This is a genomic window from Microbacterium atlanticum, assembly GCF_015277815.1.
In the GTDB taxonomy this organism is placed as follows: Bacteria; Actinomycetota; Actinomycetes; order Actinomycetales; family Microbacteriaceae; genus Microbacterium; species Microbacterium atlanticum.
In genome coordinates this window covers 931,581-957,091 of sequence record NZ_CP063813.1, presented here as the reverse complement: position 1 = coordinate 957,091, position 25,511 = coordinate 931,581, and the positions used below count along the sequence as shown (strand labels likewise).

Annotated in this window: 23 protein-coding genes and 1 riboswitch; of the genes, 13 read left to right on the top strand and 10 right to left on the bottom strand. The window is 71.3% G+C overall.

From position 1 onward, the window contains the following. Together glpK and IR212_RS04180 are read right to left on the bottom strand one after the other, a co-directional pair. Positions 1-1,551: a glycerol kinase GlpK gene (glpK, locus tag IR212_RS04185; RefSeq protein WP_194397733.1), complete on the bottom strand. Its 1,551-nt coding sequence runs from the start codon at positions 1,549-1,551 to the stop codon at positions 1-3. Between the two features lie 67 nt (positions 1,552-1,618). Then, positions 1,619-3,328: a glycerol-3-phosphate dehydrogenase/oxidase gene (locus IR212_RS04180; protein ID WP_194397732.1), complete on the bottom strand. Its 1,710-nt coding sequence runs from the start codon at positions 3,326-3,328 to the stop codon at positions 1,619-1,621. A gap of 91 nt (positions 3,329-3,419) precedes the next feature. On the opposite strand from IR212_RS04180, the gene IR212_RS04175 reads away from it, so the two are divergent. The 7 genes from IR212_RS04175 (at position 3,420) to IR212_RS04145 (ending at position 10,230) form a co-directional block, all read left to right on the top strand. After that, positions 3,420-4,379: a sugar-binding transcriptional regulator gene (locus tag IR212_RS04175; RefSeq protein ID WP_194397731.1), complete on the top strand. Its 960-nt coding sequence runs from the start codon at positions 3,420-3,422 to the stop codon at positions 4,377-4,379. A gap of 81 nt (positions 4,380-4,460) precedes the next feature. Next, a riboswitch (FMN riboswitch) is annotated at positions 4,461-4,622 on the top strand. 68 nt (positions 4,623-4,690) lie between these two features. Next, positions 4,691-5,728 (top strand): bifunctional diaminohydroxyphosphoribosylaminopyrimidine deaminase/5-amino-6-(5-phosphoribosylamino)uracil reductase RibD, encoded by a 1,038-nt coding sequence (gene ribD, locus IR212_RS04170; protein WP_194397730.1) that lies wholly within the window; start codon positions 4,691-4,693, stop codon positions 5,726-5,728. Beyond that, positions 5,728-6,399, top strand: a complete 672-nt coding sequence (locus tag IR212_RS04165) for a riboflavin synthase (RefSeq protein ID WP_194397729.1) — start codon at positions 5,728-5,730, stop codon at positions 6,397-6,399. The genes ribD and IR212_RS04165 overlap by 1 nt, the downstream gene beginning before the upstream one ends. Then, a complete protein-coding gene (ribA, locus tag IR212_RS04160; RefSeq protein ID WP_194397728.1) occupies positions 6,396-7,670 on the top strand; it encodes a GTP cyclohydrolase II in 1,275 nt (424 codons plus the stop codon). Before IR212_RS04165 ends, ribA begins: the two co-directional genes overlap by 4 nt. After that, a complete protein-coding gene (gene ribH / locus IR212_RS04155; RefSeq protein ID WP_194397727.1) occupies positions 7,667-8,143 on the top strand; it encodes a 6,7-dimethyl-8-ribityllumazine synthase in 477 nt (158 codons plus the stop codon). Before ribA ends, ribH begins: the two co-directional genes overlap by 4 nt. Positions 8,144-8,172: 29 nt before the next feature. Then, on the top strand, positions 8,173-8,526 hold the full coding sequence (locus IR212_RS04150; protein WP_194397726.1) for a Fe-S protein: 354 nt from the start codon (positions 8,173-8,175) through the stop codon (positions 8,524-8,526). A gap of 225 nt (positions 8,527-8,751) precedes the next feature. Continuing rightward, positions 8,752-10,230, top strand: a complete 1,479-nt coding sequence (locus tag IR212_RS04145) for an MFS transporter (protein ID WP_194397725.1) — start codon at positions 8,752-8,754, stop codon at positions 10,228-10,230. Between the two features lie 129 nt (positions 10,231-10,359). Here the strand turns inward: IR212_RS04145 and IR212_RS04140 are convergent, their stop codons facing one another. From IR212_RS04140 to IR212_RS04130, 3 genes are read right to left on the bottom strand one after another with little or no spacing between them, the layout of a single operon-like run. After that, entirely contained in the window at positions 10,360-11,202 is an 843-nt protein-coding gene (locus IR212_RS04140; RefSeq protein WP_194397724.1) for an ABC transporter permease, read from the bottom strand. After that, entirely contained in the window at positions 11,199-12,080 is an 882-nt protein-coding gene (locus tag IR212_RS04135; protein WP_194397723.1) for an ABC transporter permease, read from the bottom strand. Before IR212_RS04135 ends, IR212_RS04140 begins: the two co-directional genes overlap by 4 nt. Then, positions 12,077-13,018, bottom strand: a complete 942-nt coding sequence (locus IR212_RS04130; protein ID WP_194397722.1) for an ABC transporter ATP-binding protein — start codon at positions 13,016-13,018, stop codon at positions 12,077-12,079. Before IR212_RS04130 ends, IR212_RS04135 begins: the two co-directional genes overlap by 4 nt. Positions 13,019-13,149: 131 nt before the next feature. On the opposite strand from IR212_RS04130, the gene IR212_RS04125 reads away from it, so the two are divergent. Together IR212_RS04125 and IR212_RS04120 are read left to right on the top strand one after the other, a co-directional pair. Continuing rightward, entirely contained in the window at positions 13,150-13,365 is a 216-nt protein-coding gene (locus IR212_RS04125; protein WP_194397721.1) for an AsnC family protein, read from the top strand. 25 nt (positions 13,366-13,390) lie between these two features. Further along, the gene (locus IR212_RS04120) at positions 13,391-15,427 is read left to right on the top strand and encodes an ABC transporter ATP-binding protein (protein WP_194397720.1); all 2,037 of its coding nucleotides are present in this window, start codon (positions 13,391-13,393) and stop codon (positions 15,425-15,427) included. 75 nt (positions 15,428-15,502) lie between these two features. Here IR212_RS04120 and IR212_RS04115 read toward each other — a convergent pair whose 3' ends face one another. Beyond that, complete coding sequence (locus tag IR212_RS04115; protein ID WP_194397719.1) at positions 15,503-17,383, bottom strand: phosphoenolpyruvate carboxykinase (GTP); 1,881 nt, start codon at positions 17,381-17,383, stop codon at positions 15,503-15,505. A gap of 136 nt (positions 17,384-17,519) precedes the next feature. On the opposite strand from IR212_RS04115, the gene IR212_RS04110 reads away from it, so the two are divergent. Further along, positions 17,520-18,956, top strand: a complete 1,437-nt coding sequence (locus tag IR212_RS04110; protein WP_194397718.1) for an XRE family transcriptional regulator — start codon at positions 17,520-17,522, stop codon at positions 18,954-18,956. 4 nt (positions 18,957-18,960) lie between these two features. On the opposite strand, the gene IR212_RS04105 is transcribed toward IR212_RS04110, so the two are convergent. Further along, positions 18,961-20,040 (bottom strand): winged helix DNA-binding domain-containing protein, encoded by a 1,080-nt coding sequence (locus IR212_RS04105; protein WP_194397717.1) that lies wholly within the window; start codon positions 20,038-20,040, stop codon positions 18,961-18,963. A gap of 107 nt (positions 20,041-20,147) precedes the next feature. On the opposite strand from IR212_RS04105, the gene treS reads away from it, so the two are divergent. Continuing rightward, a complete protein-coding gene (gene treS, locus IR212_RS04100; protein ID WP_194397716.1) occupies positions 20,148-22,445 on the top strand; it encodes a maltose alpha-D-glucosyltransferase in 2,298 nt (765 codons plus the stop codon). A 76-nt stretch (positions 22,446-22,521) separates the two neighbouring features. Here the strand turns inward: treS and IR212_RS04095 are convergent, their stop codons facing one another. Continuing rightward, entirely contained in the window at positions 22,522-23,766 is a 1,245-nt protein-coding gene (locus IR212_RS04095; protein ID WP_194397715.1) for a maltokinase N-terminal cap-like domain-containing protein, read from the bottom strand. Positions 23,767-23,907: 141 nt separating this feature from the next. On the opposite strand from IR212_RS04095, the gene IR212_RS04090 reads away from it, so the two are divergent. Together IR212_RS04090 and IR212_RS04085 are read left to right on the top strand one after the other, a co-directional pair. Next, a complete protein-coding gene (locus IR212_RS04090; protein WP_194397714.1) occupies positions 23,908-24,393 on the top strand; it encodes a DUF2975 domain-containing protein in 486 nt (161 codons plus the stop codon). Between the two features lies 1 nt (position 24,394). Further along, positions 24,395-24,616 carry a helix-turn-helix domain-containing protein gene (locus tag IR212_RS04085; protein ID WP_194397713.1) on the top strand — a complete coding sequence of 74 codons (222 nt, stop codon included), beginning with the start codon at positions 24,395-24,397 and terminating at the stop codon, positions 24,614-24,616. A gap of 2 nt (positions 24,617-24,618) precedes the next feature. Here the strand turns inward: IR212_RS04085 and IR212_RS04080 are convergent, their stop codons facing one another. Together IR212_RS04080 and IR212_RS04075 are read right to left on the bottom strand one after the other, a co-directional pair. After that, a complete protein-coding gene (locus tag IR212_RS04080; protein ID WP_194397712.1) occupies positions 24,619-25,188 on the bottom strand; it encodes a dihydrofolate reductase family protein in 570 nt (189 codons plus the stop codon). A 42-nt stretch (positions 25,189-25,230) separates the two neighbouring features. Continuing rightward, entirely contained in the window at positions 25,231-25,500 is a 270-nt protein-coding gene (locus IR212_RS04075; RefSeq protein ID WP_194397711.1) for a hypothetical protein, read from the bottom strand. Between the last annotated feature and the right edge of the window lie 11 nt (positions 25,501-25,511).

The window sequence follows — 25,511 nt, the reverse complement described above, 5'->3', positions numbered from 1 at the left end:
TCAGCCGGTCGGCGGCGCGTCGGTCGTGCCCATGAGCACGCGGGCGTCATCGTCGACCCAGTCGAGGGACTTCGAGACGGCCTTGCGCCACTGACGGAAGCGCCGCTCGCGCTCGTCCTCGGACATCTGCGGCTCGAAGCGGGCGTCCTCCTGCCAGTGCGTGCGCAGTTCGTCGAGGTCGCGCCAGACCCCGGTCGCGAGGCCGGCGGCGTACGCGGCGCCCAGCGCGGTGGTCTCGACGACCCGGGGGCGCACGACGGGGATGCCGAGGATGTCTGCCTGGAACTGCATCAGCAGGTCGTTGCGGGTCATGCCGCCGTCCACGCGCAGCTCGGCGAGGGTGCGGCCGGTGTCGGCCACGACGGCCTCGATGACATCACGCGTCTGGAACGCCGTCGCCTCGAGGGCGGCGCGCGCGATGTGCCCCTTGTTGACGTAGCGGGTCATGCCCACCAGCGCGCCGCGCGCGTCGGGCCGCCAGTAGGGGGCGAAGAGGCCGGAGAAGGCCGGCACGAAGTACGCTCCGCCGTTGTCGTCGACCGTGGCGGCGAGCGTCTCGACCTCCTCGGAGCGGTGGATGATGCCGAGGTTGTCGCGCAGCCACTGCACGAGCGATCCGGTGACGGCGATCGAGCCCTCCAGCGCGTAGCGCGCCGGCTCGTCGCCGATGCGGTAGCCCACCGTCGTGATGAGTCCGCTGCGGGAGCGGACGATCTCGGTCCCGGTGCCCACGAGGAGGAAGTTGCCGGTGCCGTAGGTGTTCTTCGATTCCCCGGTGTCGAACGCCGCCTGCCCGAAGGTCGCCGCCTGCTGGTCGCCGAGGATGCCGGCGATGGGGACGCCGTGGAGCACTTCCGGGAGTCGCGACTCGCCGAGGACCGCTGACGAGGAGCGGATGTCGGGCATCATCGCGCGCGGGATCCGCCACGTCTCCAGCAGCTCGTCGGACCAGTCCAGGGTGCGCAGGTCCATCAGGAGGGTGCGCGAGGCGTTCGTGACGTCAGTGACGTGGATGCCGCCGCGTGCCCCGCCGGTGAGGTTCCAGACCACCCAGGTGTCGGGCGTGCCGAACAGCAGCTCGCCCGCCTCGGCGGCCGCCCGCGCGCCCGGCACGCGATCGAGGATCCAGGCGACCTTCGACGCCGAGAAGTAGGTCGCCAGCGGCAGGCCCGTGGTGTCGGCGAACCGGTCGGCGCCGCCGTCCCGCGCCATCTCGTCGATGCGCGGCTGGGTGCGGGTGTCCTGCCACACGAGGGCGTTGTGCACGGGTCGGCCGGTGCGCTTCTCCCACACGACCGCGGTCTCGCGCTGGTTCGTCACGCCGATCGCCGCGATCTCGGACGCCCCGATGCCGGCGCGCGAGAGGCACGAGGCCACCACCCACTCCGTGTTCGTCCAGATCTCGACCGGATCGTGCTCGACCCAGCCGGCCCGGGGGAAGACCTGCTCGTGCTCGCGCTGCGAGACCGCGACGACCGCGCCGCGGGAGTCGAACACGATGGCACGGGTGGAGGTCGTCCCCTGATCGATGGACAGCACGTGGTCGGGCAACCTCGTCTCCTTCCTCGGCGGGCATCGGCGCCCGCGGCGGCGCGCTCGGGGCGCGGGTGCGGTCAGGCTATCGTGCCGACGCCGGCGACCACGTCGGGTCGGCGGCGTGCACCCGCTCGAGGGCACGGGCGACCTCGCGCGCGGTACGTGCGGCATCCCAGCCGAGCACCGGCGCGACCGCCTCGGCCACCTCGGCCACGGCCTCCGGGCTCGCACCGCCGGTGAAGGCGATGCTCGTGCGGCGCAGGAGCAGGTCGTCCAGGTGCGCGACGTCCTCGGTCGCCGCGAGGTGACGCAGCTCGCCGGAGCTATAGCCGGGAGCGTGGTCGAGCAGGGCATCCTCGGGGTCCTGCGCGATGGCCTCGACGACGGATGCCGCGACCGTGCCGTACCGGTCCAGCAGCGTGGCGACGCGCGCGGCCGGGACGTCGACGGCGTGCGAGGTGACCCACTGCTGCCGCGCGCGCTCGGTGACAGGGAAACCGCGGCCGCCGCCGATCGGCACGCCGCGGGTGGAGCGGCGGCGCGGCTGCGCGAGGAGCGCGAGGGCGCGGTCGGCGAGATCCTCGGCCGACGCGCGGAACGTCGTCCACTTGCCGCCCACGAGGCTGAGGACGGTGGCGTCGCCTCCCACCAGCGGCGCGGACTCGATGCGGTAGTCGCGCGAGACGAAACCCGGTGAGAGCTCGCCGTGGCCGGGAAGAGGCCGTACCCCCGAGAACCGGTAGACGATCTGCGAGCGGTTCACCTCCACGGCGGGGAGCACCTGCCCGATGAGGTCGATGAAGTAGTCGACCTCATCCTCCGTGCACACGACGGGGTCGCCCATGTGGTGCTCGAGGTCGGTGGTGCCGACGAGCACGCGGCCCTTCAGCGGGTAGATGAGCACGATCCGGCCGTCCTCGTTCTCGAAGAACAGCTCCCTGCCCCCGGTGGCGGCGAGCAGCTCCGGGTGGTCGAGGACGATGTGCGAGCCCTTGGTGCCCCCCATATAGTGCGTCGGGTCCCCGAGCGCGAGGTTCGTGAGGTCGGTCCAGGGTCCGCTGGCGTTGATGACGACGGATGCCGAGAACCGCGTCTCGGCACCGGTCAGCGCGTCGCGCAGCACGATGCGGCCTTCCTCGGCGCCGACGGCGGCGGTGTAGTTGGCGGCGCGAGCCCGGTCGCCGCCCGCGACGCGGCCGTCGCTCAGCACATCGATCGCCAGGCGCTCGGGGTCGTGGAGCGAGGCGTCCCAGTAGGTCGCGGTGTACTTCACATCGGGGTTCAGCTGCGGAAGCTGGGCGAGCGAGCGCTTGCGGCCGTGGAAGGTGTGGCGGGGCACCGCGCCGCCGCCTCGCGAGAACGAGTCGTAGATAACCAGGCCGATCTTGATCAGCGCCGCGCCGCGCTCGCGGTGGGTGCCGCCGCCGTGACGCAGGAAGCGCAGCGGCGCGGACAGCACCCCGGAGAAGGTCGAGAAGATGGGGATGGTGGTCTGCAGCGGACGGACGAAGTGCGGTGCGGTCTTCAGCAGCGAGTTGCGCTCGGTGACGGCCTCGTGCACCAGACGGAATTCGCCGTTCTCGAGGTAGCGGATGCCGCCGTGGATCATGTGGGACGACGCCGCGGAGGCGCCGCTGACGAAGTCGTCCTTCTCGACGAGCGCCACATCGACGCCCTGCATGGCGAGGTCGCGGAAGGCGGCGAGACCGTTGATGCCGCCGCCGACGATGAGCACGTCGGCATACGGACGCTCTGCCAGTGCTCCGAAACCTCGCTGCGAACCCGCCGTCATCGCGGACCCCTCTCTCGTCGTGTCGCTGATCCCATGATGGCATCCCTGGACGTCCTTGCAGGTCGATTGCACATATGTGCAGAATGGCCTGATGGAGCAGATCCGCGATGCCCGGACAGTCCAGCGAGCACTCACGGCTGCGCATCTGTACTACGTGCAGGACCGCACGATGGACGCCATCGCGGCCGAGCTCGGCACGTCCCGCTCCACCGTGTCGCGCCTGCTCACGCACGCGCGTGCCACCGGTATCGTCGACATCCGCATCCGGTCCCCGTTCGCCGCTCCGCAGCGGCTCGAGGAGCGCCTGTCCGAGCGCTTCGGCATCACCGCCGACGTCGTGCCCGTGCCCGATGGCGCCACCGAGGTCGAGCGCCTGCAGCGCGTGGCGATCGCCGCGGCCCACGTCGTGGCCGACCTCGTCCACGACGACATGACCGTGGGGGTCGCATGGGGCTCCACCACCGCCGCCGTGAGCCGGCATCTCGTGCCCAAGGCGGTGCACGGCACGACGTTCGTCCAGCTGAACGGCTCGGGCAACACCCAGACGACCGGGCTCCTCTACGCCAGCGAGATCCTCAGCCGCTTCGCCGAGGCGTACGCGGGCAGTGCGCAGCAGTTCCCGGTGCCCGCGTTCTTCGACGACCCGGCGACGAAGCAGGCGATGTGGCGGGAGCGGAGCACCCGCCGCATCCTCGACATGATCACGTCGATGGACCTCGTCGTCTTCAGCACGGGGTCGGCCGGCTCACAGGTGCCCAGCCACGTGTACAGCGGCGGCTACCTCGAGGCACGCGAGCGGGAGGAGCTCGCCCGGGCGGGCGTGGTGGGCGACGTCGCGACCGTGTTCTACCGTGCCGACGGCTCGAGCGACGGCATCGCCCTCAACGCGCGCGCGACCGGCCCGAGCCTCGACCTGCTGCGCCGGATCCCCCAGCGCCTGTGCATCGTCTCCGGGGTCTCCAAGCTCGCGAGCCTGCGCGGGGCCCTGGCCGCGCGCATCGCGACCGACCTGGTGGTCGACGAGGCCACCGCCCGCGCGCTGCTGGAGTGACGAGGGCTGCGCGGCCGCAAGGTTCATTCGCCGACATGGAATGAATGGACGGATGCCGCGTTGACTAGACTCGTGAGCATCAACGTGCTCCGGGGTCGGTGAGAATCCGAACCGGCGGTGACAGTCCGCGAGCCGAGGCATCAGCATCCGATCGGGTGCCGCCACGGCCGATCCGGTGCGATTCCGGAACCGACGGTGATGCGACGGGAATCCGTCGCTAGTCCGGATGGGAGGCAGCACGGGCGGCGTTTCGCGCGCCGCGGCTTCCCGTGCCCCCGGAGCGTCGAGAACGACGACGGAACGAGGGCCCGATGGCAAGCGCAGCGGAACACGACGCAATGCGTCGCGCGCTGGAGCTCGCCGCCCGCGGGCCGCGCGGGGTCAACCCGCAGGTGGGCGCGGTGCTGCTCTCCCGCGACGGCGAGGTCCTCGCGGAGGGGTGGCACCGCGGCGCCGGCACTCCGCACGCCGAGGTCGATGCACTGTCGCAGCTGACGCCCGGCGCGGCCCACGGCGCGACCGCCGTCGTGACCCTCGAGCCGTGCAACCACACCGGCCGCACCGGTCCGTGCGCCGAGGCCCTCATCGCGGCCGGGGTCTCCCGCGTGGTGTACGCCGTCGGCGACCCCGGCGACCACTCCTCCGGCGGCGCCGACCGCCTGCGCGCCGCCGGCGTCGATGTCGAATCCGGCGTGTCTGCCGCCGAGGCGACGGCGCTCCTGGACTCCTGGCTCACCGTGCAGCGCCTCGGCCGCCCGCATGTCACCGTGAAGTGGGCGCAGAGCCTGGACGGGCGGGCCGCGGCATCCGACGGCACGAGCCAGTGGATCACCGGGCCGGTGGCGCGCGCCGACGTCCACGCCCGCCGGGCGCGGGCGGATGCCATCGTCGCCGGCACCGGCACGGTGCTCGCCGACGACCCGGCCCTCACCGCCCGCGCCGAGGACGGATCGCTGCTGTCGTCCCAGCCCGTGCCCGTCGTGGTGGGCTCCCGCGCGGTGCCCGAGACCGCCGCACTGCGGCGGCACCCGCGCGCGTTCCTCCAGTACGCCGGCGACACTGGATCGGGCGGACTGGCCGGCCTGCTCGCGGACCTGCGACGACGCGGAGTGCAGCGCGTGTTCGTGGAGGGGGGGCCTTCGGTCGCCGCCTCGTTCGTGCGTGACGGACTCGCGGACGAGCTGCTGGTGTACGTCGCCCCGGTGCTCCTCGGTGGCGACCGCATGGCCCTGCACGACGTCGGCGTCACGACGATCACCGAGGCGCGACGCCTGGCCGTGGCATCCGTCACCCCCCTCGGCGACGATCTGCTCATCGTCGCCCGCCCGTCGTCGGAAGGAGACGAGTGATGTTCACCGGAATCGTCGAGGAGATCGGCGAGATCGCCGCCGTGGAGCCGTCGGGCGACGGCGTGCGCGTGACCGTCACGGGGCCCAAGGCGGTGTCGGATGCCGCGCACGGCGACTCGATCTCGGTCAGCGGCGTGTGCCTCACGGTCGTCGGCCAGGGCGCCGACTGGTTCACCGCCGACGTGATGAAGCAGACCCTCGACATGTCGACGCTCGCCGGCGCCGCCCCTGGGCGCCGCGTGAACCTCGAGCGCGCGACGGCCGCGCACAGCCGGCTGGGCGGGCACATCGTGCAGGGCCATATCGACGGCACCGGCGACGTGCTCGAGGTGCGTCCCGGGGCGCAGTGGCAGGTGCTGCGCATCTCGCTGCCGTCAGCGCTCGCCCCGCTCGTGGTCGACAAGGGCTCGATCGCCGTGGACGGCGTCTCGCTCACCGTCAGCGCGGCCAGTCCCCCCGACGCCGCCGGGGCGTGGTTCGAGGTGTCGCTGATCCCCGAAACGCTCGCGGCGACGACGCTCGGCGACCGGGTCGCCGGCGACCGCGTGAACCTCGAGACCGACATCCTGGCGCGGCACGTGCAGCGCCTCCTCTCCTTCGCCTCCGCGGCTCCGGCCGCCCCCGCAGTCCCCGCGGCGTCGTCCGCGCCCACGGAAGGAGGCTCCTCATGAGCCTTTCCACGATCCCCGAAGCCCTGGCCGCGCTGCGCGCCGGGCGCCCCGTCATCGTCGCGGACGATGAGAACCGCGAGAACGAAGGCGATGTGGTGCTGTCGGCGCAGCTCGCGACGCCGGAGTGGGTGGCCTGGACCGTCCGCTGGACGAGCGGCTTCCTGTGCGCCCCGATGCCCGCCGACTGGGCCGATCGCCTGGATCTGCCCCCGATGGTGGAGGTCAACGAAGACGCCCGCGGGACGGCCTACACCGTCAGCGTCGACGCGGCCGACCGCTCCTCGACGGGCATCAGCGCCTCCGATCGCGCGCACACGCTCAACGTCCTCGCCGACCCCGAGTCGACGCCCGCGAGCCTCATCCGCCCGGGGCACATCCTCCCGCTGCGCGCCGTCGACGGCGGCGTGCGTGAGCGCGCCGGTCACACCGAGGCCGCCGTCGAGCTGATGCGCCTGGCCGATCTCACACCCGTCGGCGTCATCGGCGAGGTCGTCGCCGACGACGGCAGCATGATGCGGCTGCCCGGCCTGCAGGAGCTCGGCGCCGAGCACGACATCCCGGTGATCACCATCGAGCAGCTCATCGCCCACCTGGACGAGACCGCGCCGTGCGACCCGGCCACCCGCAACGCCCACAAGCGTCGCGTGAGCCTGCGCGCCGAGGCGCACGTGCCCACCTCGCACGGGGCGTTCCGCTTCCTCGCCTACAAGGACCGCGTCACCGGCACCGATCACATCGCGGTCGTCTCGGGCGAGCTCTCCGACGCGCCGCTCGTGCGCGTGCACTCCGAGTGCCTCACGGGCGAGGCGTTCGGCTCGCTCAAGTGCGAGTGCGGCCCGCAGCTGGAGGCGGCCCTGGACGCCATCGAGCAGGACGGCGGCGTGGTGATCTACATGCGCGGCCACGAGGGTCGGGGCATCGGCCTCATCAACAAGCTGCGCGCCTACTCGCTGCAGGAGCGGGGGCTCGACACCGTCGACGCCAATCTCGCGCTCGGCCTCCCCGCCGACGCCCGCGACTACGCGGCGGCAGCCGGCATCCTGACCGACCTCGGCGTCGAGAAGGTGCGCCTGCTGACCAACAACACCGACAAGGTCAACCAGCTCCGCGGCCTCGGCCTCGACATCGTCGAGCAGGTGCCGCTGCTGGTGGGCGTCGGACCCAACAACCACCAGTATCTCGAGACCAAGCGCGACCGCATGGGGCACATCATCGCCGAGGCGGACCTCGCCGACGCCCTCGCCCAGATGCACGAAGGAGCAGACCGATGAGCGGCAGAGGCGCTCCGCAGACGGCGGACACGATCGACGCGGCGGGCCTGGACGTGGTCGTCGTGGCGGGAACCTGGCATGACACCATCACCGACGGCCTCATCGCCGGCGCCGAGCGCGCGCTCGAGGCGTCGGGCGCCACGTGGCGGCTGGTCCGCGTGCCGGGCTCCTTCGAGCTGCCGGTGGTGACGAAGGCGGCGCTGGATGCCGGCGCCGACGCAGCCGTCGCGCTGGGCGTCATCATCCGGGGCGGCACACCGCACTTCGACTTCGTCTCGAACGCGGCGACCGACGGCCTCACGCGGGTGGCGCTGGACACCGGCAAGCCCGTGGGCTTCGGCGTGCTCACGCTCGACGACGAGGCGCAGGGCATCGACCGCGCGGGGCTGGAGGGGTCGAAGGAGGACAAGGGCTTCGAAGCAGCCGACGCCGCACTGCGCACCGCCCTCGTGCTGCGCGCGCTTCGACAGTGAGATGAGCAACCTTCAGATAGGCTGATGGCATGGAAATCCTCCGTCATGTCGTCGTGCTCGTCCACCTCGTCGGCTTCGCGATCCTCTTCGGCGCCTGGGTCGTCGAACTGGTGAACGGGCGGCACCACATCACCCGTCTCATGCACTGGGGCCTCGCGATCGCGGGTGTCGCCGGCCTCATCCTCGCCGCGCCGTGGGGCATCGAGGGCGATCTCAACTACGCCAAGATCGGGACGAAGCTCGTCATCCTGCTGATCATCGGCGCGCTGCTGGGCGTCGGAGCCGCGCGCCAGCGGAAGTCCGGCTCGGTCCCGCCGGCGATCTTCTGGGGCATCGGCATCCTCACCTTCGCCAACGCCGCGATCGCGGTGCTCTGGCGCTGACCCGGGACTCTCGAGCGGATGCCGCGGCACAGGTCGCGGCATCCGCTTTCCCGTTCCCGGACCCGAGCCGCGCTGCGGGAGTAGGCTTGGTCCTCGTGCCCGGGCGACCACACCCGGACTCACGGTGATCCCCGTGCAGTGCCGCCTGACGCATGACCCTGCGCCGTGCGGTCGCCCACCACCGCATCCCACCCGGATGCTCCGCTTCGCACTCCCCAGGTGACAATGACTTCCCGCTCCGACGCCGCCACCGCCGCGGCTCCCGCCAATCCCCGCTCTCGCGTCATCACCGCGAGCCTCGTCGGCACCACGATCGAGTTCTACGACTTCTACGTCTACGCGACCGCCGCCGTCCTGGTCTTCCCCATCCTCTTCTTCCCCACCGGCAACGACACGACCTCGCTCCTGCTGTCGTTCAGCGTCTTCGGCGCCGCGATGATCGCGCGTCCGCTGGGCGCGATCGTCTTCGGCCACTTCGGCGACCGCTTCGGGCGCAAGGCGACCCTCGTCGCGTCGCTGCTCACGATGGGCATCGCGACCTTCCTGATCGGATGCCTCCCCACCTTCAACGAGATCGGTGTGTGGGCGGCCGTGCTGCTGCTCGTCCTGCGGCTCTTCCAGGGCTTCGCACTCGGCGGCGAGTGGTCGGGCGCCGCCCTCGTGGCCACCGAGAACGCGCCGAAGGGCAAGCGCGCCTGGTACGGCACGTTCCCGCAGCTGGGTGCACCGCTCGGGTTCATCATCGCGAACTCGGTGTTCCTCGCGATCAACTACCTGCTCCCCCACCCCGAGGGCGCGGGTCAGCGCTCGGCGGACTTCCTCGCGTGGGGCTGGCGCGTGCCGTTCCTGTTCTCGGCGGTGATGGTCATCATCGGCCTGTGGGTGCGGCTGCGACTGGTCGAGTCCGTGACGTTCGTGAAGGCCGAGGAGAAGGGCGCGATCCGCAGGTTCCCGCTCGGCACGGTGCTGCGCCACCACTGGTGGCACCTGATCCTCGGCATCTTCATCATGCTGGCGACCTACGTGCTGTTCTACCTGATGACGAACTTCACGCTGTCGTACGGCACGAAGGCCGCCGACCTCGAGACCGCGTCGGCGGCGGCGCAGCGGGCCGCCGAAGCGGCGGGCACGGCGTTCGACCCGACGGCGTTCGCCGCGCAGTTCTACCCCGGCCTCGGCTTCGCCTACACCGACTTCGTGCTGATGCAGATCCTCGGCGTGGTGTTCTTCGGCATCTTCACGCTGCTCTCGGGCCCGATCGCCGATGCCATCGGCCGCCGCCGCCTGCTGCTGTGGGTCACCGGGCTCATCATCGTATTCGGGCTGACGTTCAACCTCTTCCTGTCGCCGCAGCTCGATCCGAAGTTCACCGGTGCCCTGACGCAGGCGTTCCTCATCTTCGGGTTCATGCTGATGGGGTCGACCTTCGGCCCGATGGGCGCGGTGCTTCCCGAGCTGTTCCCGACCAACGTCCGCTACTCCGGCTCGGCGATCTCGTACAACGTGTCGTCGATCCTCGGCGCGGCGCTCGCGCCGATCGTCGCCGTCGCCCTGTGGGCGGCCGCCGACGGCAGCCCGTGGCTGGTCGGGCTCTACCTCTCGGCGATGGCGGTGCTGACCTTCATCGCACTGCTGCTCTCGCCCGAGACGAAGGACGTGGACTACGACGCCGACCTGGGCGTGGGAGCCACCGGCTCGCTCTGACCTCCCGCATCCGCACCCGAACCACCCCTTCTCGCCGAGACCACCCGGTCCGGCCCGTCCGAGACGCATGGAGTCGGCGAGAAGGGGTGGTTTCGACGCAGCGGCATGGCCGCACGGAGGGCACGCGGCTCAATCGAGGAACAGCGCGCGCAGCCGCTTCGTGGTGAAGACCAGGCCGACGGCGATCATGACGGCGAAATAGAGGACATGCCACCACATCGCCGGGGTGAGGATGCCGGTGGTGAGGCCGCGGATCAGCTCGACGCCGTGCCACAGCGGGAACGCCATGATGATGGTCTGGATCCACTCGGAGTAGATCGTGATCGGGTACAGCGTCGCCGAGAAGAGGAACATCGGCAGCAGCACGAAGTTGATCCAGTCCATCTGCTGGAAGGTCTTCATGTAGCTCGTGACCGCCATGCCGAGGCTGGCGAAGCCGAACGCGATGAGGAGCACCGCGGGCAGGGCGAACACGGCGGTCCACGCCAGGTTCAGTCCGAGCAGCTGCATGATGACCATGAACCCGGTGGCGTAGAGCAGCCCGCGCAGCAGCGCGTAGAGGATCTCGCCGAGCGCGACGTCGAGCGGGCCCATCGAGGTCGCCAGCATGCCCTCGTAGAGCTTGCCGTAGTTGAGCTTGAAGAAGACGTTCCACGTCGAGTCGTAGATCGCGCCGTTCATCGCCGACACCGCGAGCAGCGCGGGGGCGATGAAGGCGGCGTACGGCACCTCGACCCCGCTGGAGGTCTCGACGTCGCCGATGAGCGCACCGAGGCCGATGCCCATCGAGGCCAGGTAGAACACCGGCTCGAAGAATCCCGACAGCACGACAGCCCAGCTCGAGGAGCGCGCGGCGAGGAGTCCGCGCTGCACGACCGACTGCGGGTTTCCGGCCCAGAGGGCGCGCACGCCGCCGCGGCGGACCTGCGCCGTCGCCTCCTCGGGCGCCGAAGAGCCCCGGACGGTGGTCATTCGGCCAGCCTCCTGCCGAACAGGCGACGGCCGACGAGGTACCCGCCGACCGACAGCACGAGCAGGTAGCCGATGTGCACGACGATCATGATCGGCTCGGCCGGCTTGCCGTACGTGACCATGCGGCCGAGCTCGGTGGCGTGCCACAGCGGCGAGACCCACCCGACCCACTGCAGCCACAGCGGGAGCGTGGCCAGCGGGTAGAACGTGCCCGAGAACAGGAACATCGGCATGAAGATGAAGCGCTGCACGAGCGCGATCTGCCCCTTGTCCTCGGTGATCGACGCGGCGTAGGCCATGTACGGGATGCCGAACGCGAGGCCCGCGAGCAGCCCGATGGGGATCGTGAGCCAACCGGTCGCCGGGTCTGGCACGGCGCCGAAGACCCAGAGGAACCCGTAGTAGGCGACGACGACGAGGAGGATCCGCGCCGACGCGCCGGCCACGACGCCGCCGGCGATCTGGCCGGGCGACAGCGCCGAGGCGCTGAAGCCGAAGAAGTAGCGCCTCCATTTGAAGCCCGCCATCACCGGGTACGAGAACTCCTCCGACGCGACCGAGATCGCCGCCGTCATGAGCAGCGCCGGTGCGACGAAGACGAGGTACGACACCTCGACGCCGTTCTCGGTGATCGGCGCGTCGATGAGCGCCGCGAGGCCGACCGCCAAGCCCAGGAGGTAGAGGATCGGCTGGCCGAGGGCTCCGACGATGATCGTCCACCCGTAGGCGCGCATCGCGCGCACCATGTGCTCGGTGACGTACCAGGTGCCCAGCGCCCGGGGCCGGCGGCCCCACTGCAGCGCCTCGGCGCGCAGCTCGTCCAGCGACGGCTGCGCCGTCGTCGCGGTCGCGCCCGAGTCGTCGGGTGGCGCGGTCATTCGATCAGCGACCTTCCGGTCAGGCGCAGGAACACGTCTTCCAGGCTCGAGCGACGCACCAGGCTCGTGAGGGGGTGGAGGCCCCGGTGCGTGACGGCTTCGAGGGCCTCCTCGCCGTTGTGCGCGTAGACGAGGATGCGGTCGGGCAGCACCTCGACCCGGTCGCCGATGCCCTCGAGCTGCGGCGCGACCTGCTCGTTGCGGTCGGAGCCGAAGCGCACCTCGAGCACCTCACGGCTCGAGTGGTCGCGGATGAGGGATGCCGGCGTCCCCTCGGCCATGATCCGCCCCTTGTCGACGACGATGAGGCGGTCGCACAGCTGCTCGGCCTCGTCCATGTAGTGCGTCGTGAGCACGAGCGTCGTGCCGCGCTCCTTCAGTCGGAAGAGGCGGTCCCACAGCACGTGCCGCGCCTGCGGGTCCAGGCCCGTGGTCGGCTCGTCGAGCAGCAGGATGCGGGGGTCGTTGATGAGGCCGCGCGCGATGGTGAGCCGGCGCTTCATGCCGCCCGAGAGCTGGTCGACCTTCGCCTTGGCCTTGTCTTCGAGGGCCGCGAACGCGAGCAGCTCGTCGGCCTTCTCGCCGCACACCTTGCCGGGCAGCCCGAAGTAGCGGCCGTAGATGTAGAGGTTCTCGCGGGCGTTGAGCTCGCCGTCGAGGTTGTCCTGCTGCGGCACGACGCCCAGACGCGAGCGGATCTCGGGCCCGTAGCGGTCGGGGTCGAGCCCGAGGATCTCGAGCTCGCCGGCCGTGCGCGTCGACACCGCGCCGATCATCTTCATCGTCGTGGACTTGCCCGCGCCGTTGGGCCCGAGCAGGCCGAACGACTCGCCCGGCGCGACCTCGAACGAGAGCCCGTCGACGGCCAGGAAGTCGGGCTTGCCCTTGACCTTGTAGGCCTTGACGAGGTTCGCGGCGGTGATCACGGGGGCGGACACCGGACAACCCTAACGCCATGCCCCGACACCGGGACCCGTCACGTCAATATCAGTTGACACGCCGCCGCTTGTCAACTACGGTTGACGACGGATGCCGCGCCGTGCGGCACCCCGACTCCGAAAGGCGACCGATGGGCGGCGACGAGATCCGCACCCTGATCGGGGCGGCCGGCGAGCGCGAGCCGCTCGCCGAGCTCCACCGCCTGGCCGAGGTGCGCCGCGAGCTCGCCCGGGCCGAGGAGGTGCAGGTGCGCAAGGCGCGCAACCTCGGCTTCTCGTGGCAGGCGATCGCCGGCGCCCTGGGCGTGAGTCGTCAGGCCGTCCACAAGAAGTACGGTCGAAGGTAAGCCCCTTCACGAACGAGGTAGACCCATGCCCTCCGCCGAACTCGATCGAGCCTCCGCCGCCCCGCCGGCCGAGGCATCCGTCCCCCGTCGCGCCCGAGACGGACGCACGCGACGCGGCAAGGCGCAGGAGGGACCGCGCGCGACGTTCCGGCAGCTGCTGCCGTTCCTCTTCGAGCACCGGGGCACGCTCGTGGTCGTGGCGGTGCTGAGCGTGTTCAGCGCCCTCACGATGCTGGTGCAGCCGCTGCTGGTCGGACAGGTGATCGAGCGCGTGCAGAACAACCTCGACCTCGGCCTGCTGCTGTGGGCGCTCGTGGGCTTCGTCGTGCTCTCGTCGCTCGTCTCGGGCTGGCAGCACTACCTGCTGCAGCGCACCGGCACCGCGGTGGTCTACTCCAGCCGGCGCCGGCTGATCGCCCGCATCCTGCGCCTGCCGATCAGCGAGTTCGACGCCCGCCGCACCGGCGATCTCGTCTCCCGCGTGGGCAGCGACACGACGCTCCTCTACGCGGCGCTGACGCAGGGGCTCGCCGACTCGGTCGGCAACGCGCTGCTCTTCGTCGGCGCGCTGGTCGCCATGGCGGTCATCGACCCGCTGCTGCTCGGCATCATCGTGCTGGTCATCGGCGTGTCGGTCGTCGGCGTGACGATGCTGAGCGGCCGCATCCGCACCGCGTCGACCGAGCAGCAGGAGAAGGTCGGCGAGCTCGCCTCCGGCGTCGAGCGGGCGGTCGGGTCGATCCGCACGGTGCGCGCCGCCGGCGCCACCTCCCGCGAGGTCGAGGCGGTCACGTCGCAGGCGACGGACGCGTACCGGGTCGGCGTGCGCATCGCCAAGGTGTCGGCGCTCGTGGTGCCGATCGCAGGGATCGCGCTGCAGGTCTCGCTGCTCGTCGTCATCGGCCTGGGCGGCTTCCGGGTGGCCACCGGCGCGCTGTCGATCGCGAGCCTGGTGACCTTCATCATGTTCCTGTTCATGCTGATCGCCCCGCTGGGCTCGTTCTTCGGCGCGATCACGTCGGTCAACCAGGCGCTCGGGGCGCTGGGGCGCATCCAGGAGGTGCTGGACCTGCCCACGGAGTCGCAGGACGATGCCACGATCGCCGCCGGTCTCGACGTCCGCATGACGCGATCTGCCGTCTCGGAGCCTGCGAACCCGCAGGATGCGCCCATCGAATCCGGGCAGGCGCCCGCAGTCGAGTTCCGCGACGTGCGGTTCCGCTACCCCGAGAACGTCGTCGCCGCGCGCCGCAAGGCCGAGTCCGAGGCGCTCGCGGTGCTCGAGTCGGCCCACGTCGACCCGTCGACCATCGGCCTCGGCGACGGCGCCGGCTCGCCGGGCGACGCAGCGACGGATGTCGCGGCATCCGGCATCCCCGACGGCGAGGTGCTGCGCGGCGTGTCGTTCTCGGTCCCCCGCGGCGCGCGCGTCGCGCTGGTGGGACCCTCGGGAGCCGGCAAGAGCACGACGCTGGCCCTCATCGAGCGCTTCTACGACCCCACCGGCGGCGCGGTGCTCCTGAACGGGACGGATGTGCGCGCCCTGGACCGCGACGCGCTGCGGGCGCAGCTGGGCTACGTCGAGCAGGACGCCCCCACCCTGGCCGGCACGCTCGGCGACAACCTGCGGCTGGCGTCGCCGGAGGCGTCGGATGCCGAGTGCGAGGCGGTGCTGCGCGCGGTGAACCTCGGCGACGTGCTGGACCGCAACCCGCTGGGGCTCGACGCGCCGGTCGGCGAGTCGGGCGTGATGCTCTCGGGCGGGGAGCGTCAGCGCCTCGCGATCGCTCGGGCCCTGCTGGCCGCTCCCCCGATCCTGCTGCTCGACGAGTCCACCTCGTCGCTGGACGGCCTCAACGAGCAGCGCATGCGCGAGGCGATCGACGCCGTGGCCGCCGGTCGCACGCTCATCGTGATCGCCCACCGCCTCTCGACGGTCGTCGACAGCGACCACATCGTCGTCCTCGAGCAGGGCCGTGTCGTCGGGCAGGGCACCCACGCCGAGCTCGTGCAGACGACGCCGCTGTACCGCGACCTCGCGAAGCACCAGCTGCTCGTCTGACCTGGGACGACGGATGCCTCGACCCGCCGCGAAGACGCGGGGCGAGGCATCCGCTTCCGATGTCCGGTGCGCGGGTCAGGCGCGCTGCAGCCGGTAGCGCAGGGCGGCGAGCTCGGCCCACAGCGGGGCGGGGACGCGGCCCTCGAAGGTGCGGTAGAACTCCTCGGTGAGGTCGGCCTCGTGCAGCCACAGCTGCGGGTCGATCGCGAACAGCTCGTCGAGGTCGGCCTGCGGCACGTCGATGCCGTCGAGGTCGAGGTCCTCGGTGCGCGGCAGGCGCCCGATCGGGCTGTCGACGGCAGGCACCTCGCCCTCGATGCGGCGGATGATCCAGTCGATGACGCGGGAGTTGTCGCCGAAGCCGGGCCACAGGAAGCGGCCGTCCGACCCCTTGCGGAACCAGTTCACCTGGAAGATGCGCGGCGCACGGTCGAAGCGCAGCTTCTGGCCGACCTTCAGCCAGTGGCCGAAGTAGTCGGCCATGTTGTAGCCGCAGAACGGCAGCATCGCGAACGGATCGCGGCGCAGCTCGCCGACCGTCCCCTCGGCGGCGGCGGTGCGCTCGCTCGACACGTTCGAGCCCATGAAGACCCCGTGCGTCCAGTCGGTGGCCTCCACGACCAGCGGCACATTGGTGGCGCGGCGGCCGCCGAAGAGGATCGCGTCCAGGGGCACGCCCTGCGGGGCGTCCCAATCGTCCGCGATCTGCGGGCACTGCGCGGCGGCGACGGTGAAGCGCGAGTTCGGGTGCGCGGCGGGACGACCGGATGCCGGCGTCCACGGGTTGCCCTCCCAGTCGGTGAGCTCCGCCGGCGGGGTGTCGGTGAGGCCCTCCCACCACACGTCGCCGTCGGGGCGCAGCGCGACGTTGGTGAAGATCGTGTTGCCCCACAGCGTCTCGACCGCGGTGACGTTGGTGGACTCGCCGGTGCCCGGCGCGACGCCGAAGAACCCGGCCTCGGGGTTGATGGCCCACAAGCGCCCGTCCTCACCGGGGCGCAGCCACGCGATGTCGTCGCCGAGGGTCTCCACGCGCCAGCCCGGGATCGTCGGACGGAGCATCGCGAGGTTCGTCTTGCCGCACGCCGACGGGAACGCGGCGGCCAGGTGGTAGGCGCGGCCGGCGGGGTCGATCACGCGGATGAGGAGCATGTGCTCGGCGAGCCACCCCTCGTCGCGGCCGATGACCGAGGCGATCCGCAGCGCGAAGCACTTCTTGGCGAGGATGGCGTTGCCGCCGTAGCCGGAGCCGAACGACCAGACCTCGAGGGTGTCGGGGAAGTGGACGATGTACTTCTCGTCGTTGCACGGCCACGCGACGTCCTGCTGCCCCGGCTGGAGCGGGGCGCCGACCGTGTGCACGGTCTTGACCCAGGGCGCGCCGCCCGCGATCTCGCGCAGCACCTCGGTGCCCACGCGGGTCATGATGCCGATCGACGTGACGGCGTAGGCGCTGTCGGTCACCTGCACGCCGATGTGCGACAGCGGGCCGCCGACCGCGCCCATCGAGAACGGCACCACGTACATCGTGCGCCCCGCCATCGAGCCGTCGAACAGCGGGGTGATGGTGGCCCGGATCTCGTCGGGCGCGACCCAGTTGTTGGTCGGACCCGCGTCCTCCTCGCGCTCGGAGGCGATGAAGGTGCGCCCCTCGGTGCGGGCGACATCGCTCGGGTGCGAGCGGGCGAGGTACGACCCGGGACGCCACTCGGGGTTGAGCTTGATGAGCTTGCCCTCGTCGACCTGCTCGCGCAGCAGCGCCTCGTTCTCCGCCCGCGACCCGTCGACCCAGTGGATGCGCGCGGGCTTGGTCAGCGCCGCGATCTCGTCGACCCATGCCAGCAGAGCGGGCATGCCCTCACCCTGAATGGTGGGCACCTCGCCATACGTCCGCGTGGCCGCGGGACGGGCGGGGGCGGAGCCTTCGGTCCGGGTGAAGATGTCGGCAAGGGCCATAGTGTCGCTCCTCGTTGATTCGACCGTCGGGTAGACGATGCATATTCGCGCTCTTCCTCTACTTTGGTCGCCTCCTAGGGTGTCTTGCGACGAAACACGACGTCAAGAGTCTTGATTCTTTCGCTAGCATCAAAGAATGCCCGCCACCGCACTGGAACTGTCGACCCTGGGTCACCGCATCCGTCACCAGCGTCTGGCGCACGGCTACACGCTGGACGAGCTGGGCGCCCTGGTCGGCGTCGCCGGCAGCCAGCTCAGCCTCATCGAGAACGGCAAGCGCGAGCCCAAGCTCTCGCTGCTGCAGGCGATCGCGTCGTCGACCGGCGTGGAGGTCGCCGACCTGCTGTCGGCCGAGCCGCCCAACCGGCGCGCCGCGCTGGAGATCGAGCTCGAGCGGGCGCAGTCGAGCTCGGTCTTCCGCCAGCTCGGCATCGCCCCCGTCAAGGTCACCAAGGGCATGAGCGACGACACGATCGAGTCGATCCTGGGACTGCACCGCGAGCTGCAGCGCCGCGAGAAGGAGGCGATCGCGACCCCCGAGGAGGCGCGGCGGGCGAACACCGAGCTGCGGCTGAAGATGCGCGAGCGCGACAACTACCTCCCCGACATCGAGAAGCTCGCCGAGAAGCAGCTGAAGGCCGCCGGGCACACCACCGGCGCGCTGACCCACCGCACGGTGAGCATCATGGCCGAGAAGCTCGGCTTCGAGCTGATCTACGTCAACGACCTGCCGCACTCGACGCGGTCGGTGACCGACCTGGAGCACGGCCGCATCTACCTGCCCCCCGCGTCGATCCCCGGCGGCCACGGCCTGCGCTCGATGGCGCTGCAGGCGATGGCGCACCGGCTGCTCGGCCACGAGCGCCCCACCGACTACGCCGACTTCCTGCAGCAGCGGCTGGAGATCAACTACTACGCCGCGTGCTGCCTCATGCCCGAGACGGCGTCGGTGGCGTTCCTGCAGCAGGCCAAGAAGGACCGCAACCTGGCGGTCGAGGACTTCCGCGACGCCTTCGGGGTGACGCACGAGGCCGCCGGCATGCGGCTGACCAACCTCGCCACCCATCACCTGGGCATCAAGCTGCACTTCCTGCGCGTCGATGGGTCGGGGGCGATCTCGCGCGTGTACGAGAACGACGACCTCCCGCTCCCGATGGACGTCACCGGCGCGGTGGACGGGCAGATCGCATGCCGCAAGTTCTCCGCCCGCGCGGCGTTCTCGGAGCAGAACCGCACCACCGAGCACTACCAGTACACCGACACCCCCGCGGGTACGTACTGGTGCTCGACGCAGACCGGCACGACCTCGGCGGGCGAGTTCTCCATCACCGTCGGCGTGCCGTTCGACGACGCCCGCTGGTTCCGCGGTCGCGAGACCCAGAAGCGCGCGAGCTCGACCTGTCCCGACGAGTCGTGCTGCCGCCGGGCCGCCCCCGATGTGCTCGACCGCTGGTCGGGCAAGGCCTGGCCGAGCGCGCGGGTGCACATGCAGATGTTCTCGCCGCTCCCTCGCGGCACGTTCCCCGGCGTCGACGACAACGAGGTCTACGACTTCCTCGACCGCCACGCCTGACCGGCTACGCGGTGATGAAGTCGCGGTAGCGATCGAGGGCGGCAGCGATCTCGGCATCCGTCGCCGACCCGGGCGCGAAGAGCTCGGGGACGGGCGTGTCGGCGTGCCGGCCGACCGCCACCGAATGCGTCCACACGCCCACCACCTCGCCGCGGGCGACGAGGACGGGCCGGACGATGCCGTTCATGCTCGGGCCGATCGCGGTCAGGAACTCCGGCGCGCACGGCACCGTGCGGTCGAGGTACGACAGGTAGTACTCCTCGAACGGCGGCAGCGCCACGACCTCGGGTGCGGTGGGGCTGCGCCGGGGCGCGCCCGCCGCGACGACGTACTGCGGCTCCGGCTCGTCGGCGACGAGGACGAGCCGATCGGATGCCGCCTCCGCCGCCGCCCGCGACACCCCGAGCGGCAGTCCGCTCCACCACGAGAAGTCGCGGGGACCGGCCGGGCCGTGCGACGCGATGTAGCGGACGAAGAACTCCGCGAGCGGATCGACGGGGGCGGCGGCATCCGTGATCCACTCGTCGGCGAGCACCCAGTACTGCTCGCGGGTGGGCCCGCCCTCGCGCGGCACCACCGGCCCCTGGCACAGCACGGTCCGCAGCGACAGCGCGACGAGCAGGTGGTAGCCGCGCTGACGCAGCGTCGACACGCCGCCCTGCTGCCACACCTCGAACAGCTCCCTGCGGGTGAGGCGGTTGCCGCCGCCCAGCGCCGCGCGTGCGAGGCGCTCGGCGCGGTCGACCTCGTCGGCGTCGATCCCCTCGGCGCGGTGGACGGCGGCGGCCTGCCGGCGCTGCCGCTCGGCGGTGAGGGAGAACACCCACGCGACGTCGGCGGCGGGGATGGTGTGGATCGTCCCGCGCATGGTCCAGGTGCGCACGATCTCGCCGCGGCCGTAGGCGGCGTCGACGTCGCGCACCGTGATGCGCCCCCGGGTTCGCGCCGCGAGCGCCCAGCGGCCGCCCCAGAACTCCTGGCTCTGCGTGGCGAGCATGTGCCGCGCCGCATCGGCGATCGTGGCGGCCGGCGCGCTCAGGCGATGGGACCGGAGCCGCTCGTGACGCACCGTCGAGGCATCCATCCGCCCATCATGGCCCAGCCCCACGACAGCAGTCGCCCCTATAACCCTTGGTGAAGGGTGCGCACCAGTCCCTCGTGCCGGCACGACGCGATCTCTACCGTGGAGGCATGGCGCGCGACGAGCAATGGCCGGAGGTCCTGTACACCGGTCCCATCGACCTGGCCGGAGTGCAAGCCCTCGAGGGCGGCGAGCCCGAGGCCGAAGTCCCCGAGATCAGCTACGACGAGCAGCGCTACCCCGCCCGGCCGCGGCGCCTTCGCCCGCGCGACCACCTGCGCGGCAGCAGCGTCCGGCGCATCCGGACGGATCCGCGCACCGCGAACGGCACCAACCCGTCGTACGTCGAGTGGCTCGTGCGGCAGTCGATGCTGAAGGACGCCGACGTCCTGGCGCGACAGCTGTCGGGCCAGCCCACCATGTGGCGGCACGCCTACGCGCGCCCCGACGCACGGCGGGCCATCGCGACCAGCGACGTCTGGTTCACGGCGTACCCGATCTCGCTGATCACCCGGCCGGGGCAGTCGTTCCTGGCGTCGCTCGGCGACGAGGCGCTGTGGGCGGCGTTCGAGCGGATCGGCATCACCGCCATCCACACCGGCCCGGTCAAACGGGCGGGCGGCATCGCCGGGTGGCTCGACACCCCGAGTGTGGACGGCCACTTCGACCGCATCAGCACGCAGATCGACCCCGCCTTCGGCACCGAGGACGAGTTCCGCGCCCTGTGCGACGTCGCCGACACCTTCGGCGGCAGCATCATCGACGACATCGTGCCGGGGCACACCGGCAAGGGAGCCGACTTCCGCCTCGCCGAGATGGGCTTCAAGGACTACCCGGGCATCTACCACATGATCGAGATCCCGCCGGAGGACTGGGCGCTCCTGCCCGACGTGCCGGACGGCGTCGACAGCGTCAATCTGGACGCCGCGACCGAGCATGAGCTCGCCGAGCACGGGTACATCATCGGCGCGCTGCAGCGCGTCATCTTCTACACCCCGGGGGTGAAGGAGACGAACTGGAGCGCGACGGCGCCGGTCACCGGCCCCGACGGCATCACGCGCCGCTGGGTCTACCTCCACTACTTCAAGCAGGGGCAGCCCTCGATCAACTGGCTCGACCCGACGTTCGCCGGGATGCGCCTGGTCATCGGCGACGCGCTGCACTCCCTCGGCGAGCTCGGCACGAGCGCGCTGCGCCTGGACGCCAACGGGTTCCTCGGCGTGGAGAAGAGCGCCGAAGGGCTGCCCGCCTGGTCGGAGGGGCATCCGCTCTCCCACGCGGCCAACCACATCATCGCCGGGATGGTGCGCAAGGTCGGCGGCTTCACCTTCCAGGAGCTCAACCTCACCATCGAGGACATCCGCGACACCGGCGCGGTCGGGGCCGACCTCTCGTACGACTTCATCGGCCGTCCGGGCTACCATCACGCGCTGGCGACCGGCCAGACGGAGTTCCTCCGCCTCGCCCTCACGACGTCGCTGCGGCTGGGCGTGCAGCCCGTGCAGCTCGTGCACGGCATGCAGAACCACGACGAGCTCACCTACGAGCTCGTCCACTGGGCGACGCGTCACGGCGACGACGAGTTCCACTTCCGGGGACGCGACATCCCGGGAAGCCAGCTTGCCGAGGAGGTGCGGGCCGATCTGACCGAGGCTCTCACCGGCACCGCCGACTACAACCGAGTCTTCACGCAGAACGGCATCGCCTGCACCACGACGTCGCTGATCGCGGCGACGCGGGGCATCGCCCGGCTCGACGACATCACCGACGAGGACGTGCCCGCGATCCGCGACGCGCACCTGCTGCTGTGCGCGTACAACGCGTGGCAGCCCGGCGTCTTCGCGCTCTCGGGCTGGGATCTGACCGGCATGCTCACGGTGCCGGCCGGCGAGGTCGCAGACCTCGTCGCGGCCGGCGACACCCGCTGGATCGAGCGCGGCGCGCACGACCTGCTGGACGTCGACACCGCCGCGACCCGCTCGGCGGCGGGCATGCCGCGCGGCCGTTCTCTGTACGGCGCGCTGCCGGCGCAGCTGGCCGACGCCGGGTCCTTCGCGTCGCGCCTCGCCGACATCATCGCGCTGCGCCGCGAGCACGGCATCGCCACGGCGTCGCAGGTCGACATCCCGGAGGTCGCCCACGCCGGGATGCTCGTGCTCGTGCACCGCCTCGACGACGGCGACCCGCACGCCGAGGCGCCGATGCAGGTGACGGTGCTGAACTTCTCGTCCGAGCCCACGGAGGGCACCGTCCGGTCGGAGCAGCTCGTGCCCGGCAGCGAGGTGAGGGATGCCGCGTCCGGCGAGTCGGTGGGCAGGATCGACGACCTGCAGAGCTTCTCGGTCTCGCTCCCCGCCTACGGCGCGCTGTTCCTCGTGCTCGAGCCGGTCGAGCCGGCGGACGAGTAGCGCTCACCGCGGGGCCCGATGACGGATGCCTCCCCCGTGCGACGCGCACTGCTGGCGTACCCCGCCGGGCGGGCGGTCACGCGAGGGCGGCGTCGATCCCCGCGAGCGGCACCGGCAGCCAGGCCGGCCGGTTGCGTGCCTCGTAGATCGACTCGTACACCGCCTTGTCGAGCACGAGCGCCTTCAGCAGCACGGGGTCGAGCCCGACCGCGCCGTGGGCGCCCGCGTAGGCGTCGACGAACGCGGCCTGGCAGGCCGCCGCCCACTCTCTCGCGTCCGGTCCGGCCGCCACCGCCCCGGCGTAGTCGAACGACCGCAGCATGCCGGCGACGTCGCGCGGCGGCAGATCGGGGATCGCCCGTTCCTTCATGGGACGCAGCGGCTCGCCCTCGAAGTCGACGATGCGCCAGCCGCCGTCGCGGACCGCGAGGACCTGCCCGAGGTGCAGGTCGCCGTGGATGCGCTGCAGGCGCGGCCACGCCCGCTCGAGCGCCGCGCGGTAGACGGCGTCGATGGCGGGCAGCCGGTCGGCGACGGCGGGCACCTCGGCCGCCGCGATCCCCAGTCGCCGGCGCCAGGCGGTGGCGGTGGACGCGACCTCATCGGGTCCGGCATCGGCCGTCTCGAGCGCTGCTCCGAGATCGCCGTGGACACCGGCGACCGCCGTGCCGAGGTCGCGCGCCGCCGCGGTGAAGTCGCGGCCCTCGCGCGCGGCGTCGAGCGCGACCGCCCACCCGTCCTGCACACCCGGGAGGAACTCCTGCGCGAAGCCGAGCGTCCCGTGCGCGGCGCCCGACTCGCGGCCGACATCCGGCCACTCGGCATCGACGCTGCCGTAGAAGCGCGGAACGTACGGTGAGCATTGGCCGCTCAGCACGCGCTGCACGGTGACGTCGGGGTTCTCGCCGTGGTGCAGCGTGCGGAAGAGCTTGAGGATGATCGTCGGCTCGCCGTCCTCCTCGAAGACGATCGACGTGTTCGACTGCTCCCCTGTGAGCACGCGCGACCCGGTCACGCGGCTGACGTCGACGCCCATCTGCGCCAGGAGGCCGACGGCGAACTCAGGATGCCGCGCCGCGTCCACGAGGCATCCGCCCTCTCCCCCGCTGACGACAGCCTCCGCCGGCTCGATGGGCTCAGAGACCCGGGCGAGGGGCACGTGGTAGAGCGCCGGGACGGTTCCCGCGTCGTCCATGAGCAGATAGCGCGTGGCGCCGGTCACGGGACGGGCGTCGAGGAGCCGGAACCTGGGCTCGTGCCCCTTGCCTGCGTACCACCGCTGCTGCGCCACCCAGGCGCCGATCTCGTCCGTGAACTGCACCACTCCACCTTGACGTGCGGACGTCGACGCAGGAAAGGGGTGGACGGGCGCCTCGGAGAGGCGTAATGCACTCCGCTTGATTGCGCTATCTCTCGATAAACGATAGATTTCTGCTGTTCTTCGATGACAGGAGGAGCCGCCATGGCTCGATCGACCACTCTGGTCCTGCAGGTCGTGATCGCTCTGGCGCTGGCCGGATCGCTCGTCGTGCAGGCGTTCATCATCCCGGCGGTGTGGACCGACCTCCAGGGCGCTCCCCCGGTCTCGCGGATCACCTTCGTCACGCTCCTCGCTCTCGGCGTGCTCACGATGCAGGTCTTCGCGGTGTGCGTCTGGCAGCTGCTGACGAGGGTGCGCAAGGGATCGGTGTTCGCCGAGTCGTCCTTCCGCTACGTCGACGTCATCGTCTGGTCGATCTCGGCGGCGGCCGTCATCACGTTCGCCATCGCCGTGCTGCTCGCCCCCGGCGGGGTCGCGCCCGGCATCGTGGGGCTGATCTGCGGAGCCGCCCTCGTCCTGGCGGGGATGGCTCTGCTGGTGGTCGTGATGAAGAGCCTCCTGCGCCAGGCCATCGACCGGGACGCCGAGGCGGCGACCCTGCGCTCCGAGCTGGACGAGGTGGTGTGACGTGCCCATCGTCATCGATGTGGATGTGATGCTCGCCCGGCGCAAGATGTCGGTCGGCACCCTGGCGGAGCGGGTCGGCATCACCCCGGCCAATCTCGCGGTGCTCAAGAACGGCAGAGCCAAAGCCGTCCGGTTCACCACGCTCGATGCGCTCTGCGAGGCGCTGGAGTGCCAGCCCGGCGATCTGCTGCGATGGGAGCCCGACGTCGCAGTCGACGGGTGAAGTCAGCGGGCTGAGGTCACGGGACGGTACCGCACGGCGACCGCCCCCGACCGGAAGTCGTGGCGCTCGATCAGCTCGAGCGGGACGCGCTCGCGGAGCCCTTCGAGCAGCCTCGGTCCGTGCCCGGCGACGATCGGGTGCACGACGAGGACGTACTCGTCGATCAGACCGAGATCGGCCAGGGCGGCGGGGAGCGTCACGCCGCCCACCAGCAGACCCCGGCCGGGCTCCTGCTTCAATCGCTGAACGCCCTGTTCCAGGTCGCCCTGCAGCAGCTCGGCGTTCCAGTCGACGCGGTCCAGCGTGGCGGAGACGACGTGCTTCTCGGCGCGGTCGATGGTCTCGGCGAACGGGATGTCCCACTCCTGCATCCAGTCGGGCCATGCGCCCGTCGCCGGCCGGCGCCACGCCGACGCCATCATCTCGTAGGTCACCCGCCCGTACAGCAGCGCATCGGCGGCGGCGAGGGCGTCGGTCCAGTAGCGCATCGACTCCTCGTCGGGCGCGAGGCCGGCCTCGTGGTGGCAGCAGCCGTCGAGGGTGACGTTGATCGCGTACCGAAGGGGTCTCATCCGCTCACTCCGAGGGCGATGGCGATGCCGACGTCCGGGGACCTACCAGATCGTGCCGCCGCCGAGCGAGATGCCGCCCCACGTCAGCGCGATGAAGATCGCGGCGAACACCACCGGGGCGATCCCCTTGCCGTTGCGCGCGAGGCCCTTGAAGAGCCCGATCACGGCGAGCACCGCGGCGACGATCGAGAGGCCGCCGCCGAGGATCAGGCCGATGAACAGCGGGATGGGCATGAGGACGAGGCCGGCCAGCGCGATCCAGAACGCGGCCCAGGCCGTCGGATTCGAGCGACGTTCGACGGAGGAGGACATGCGCCCCATTA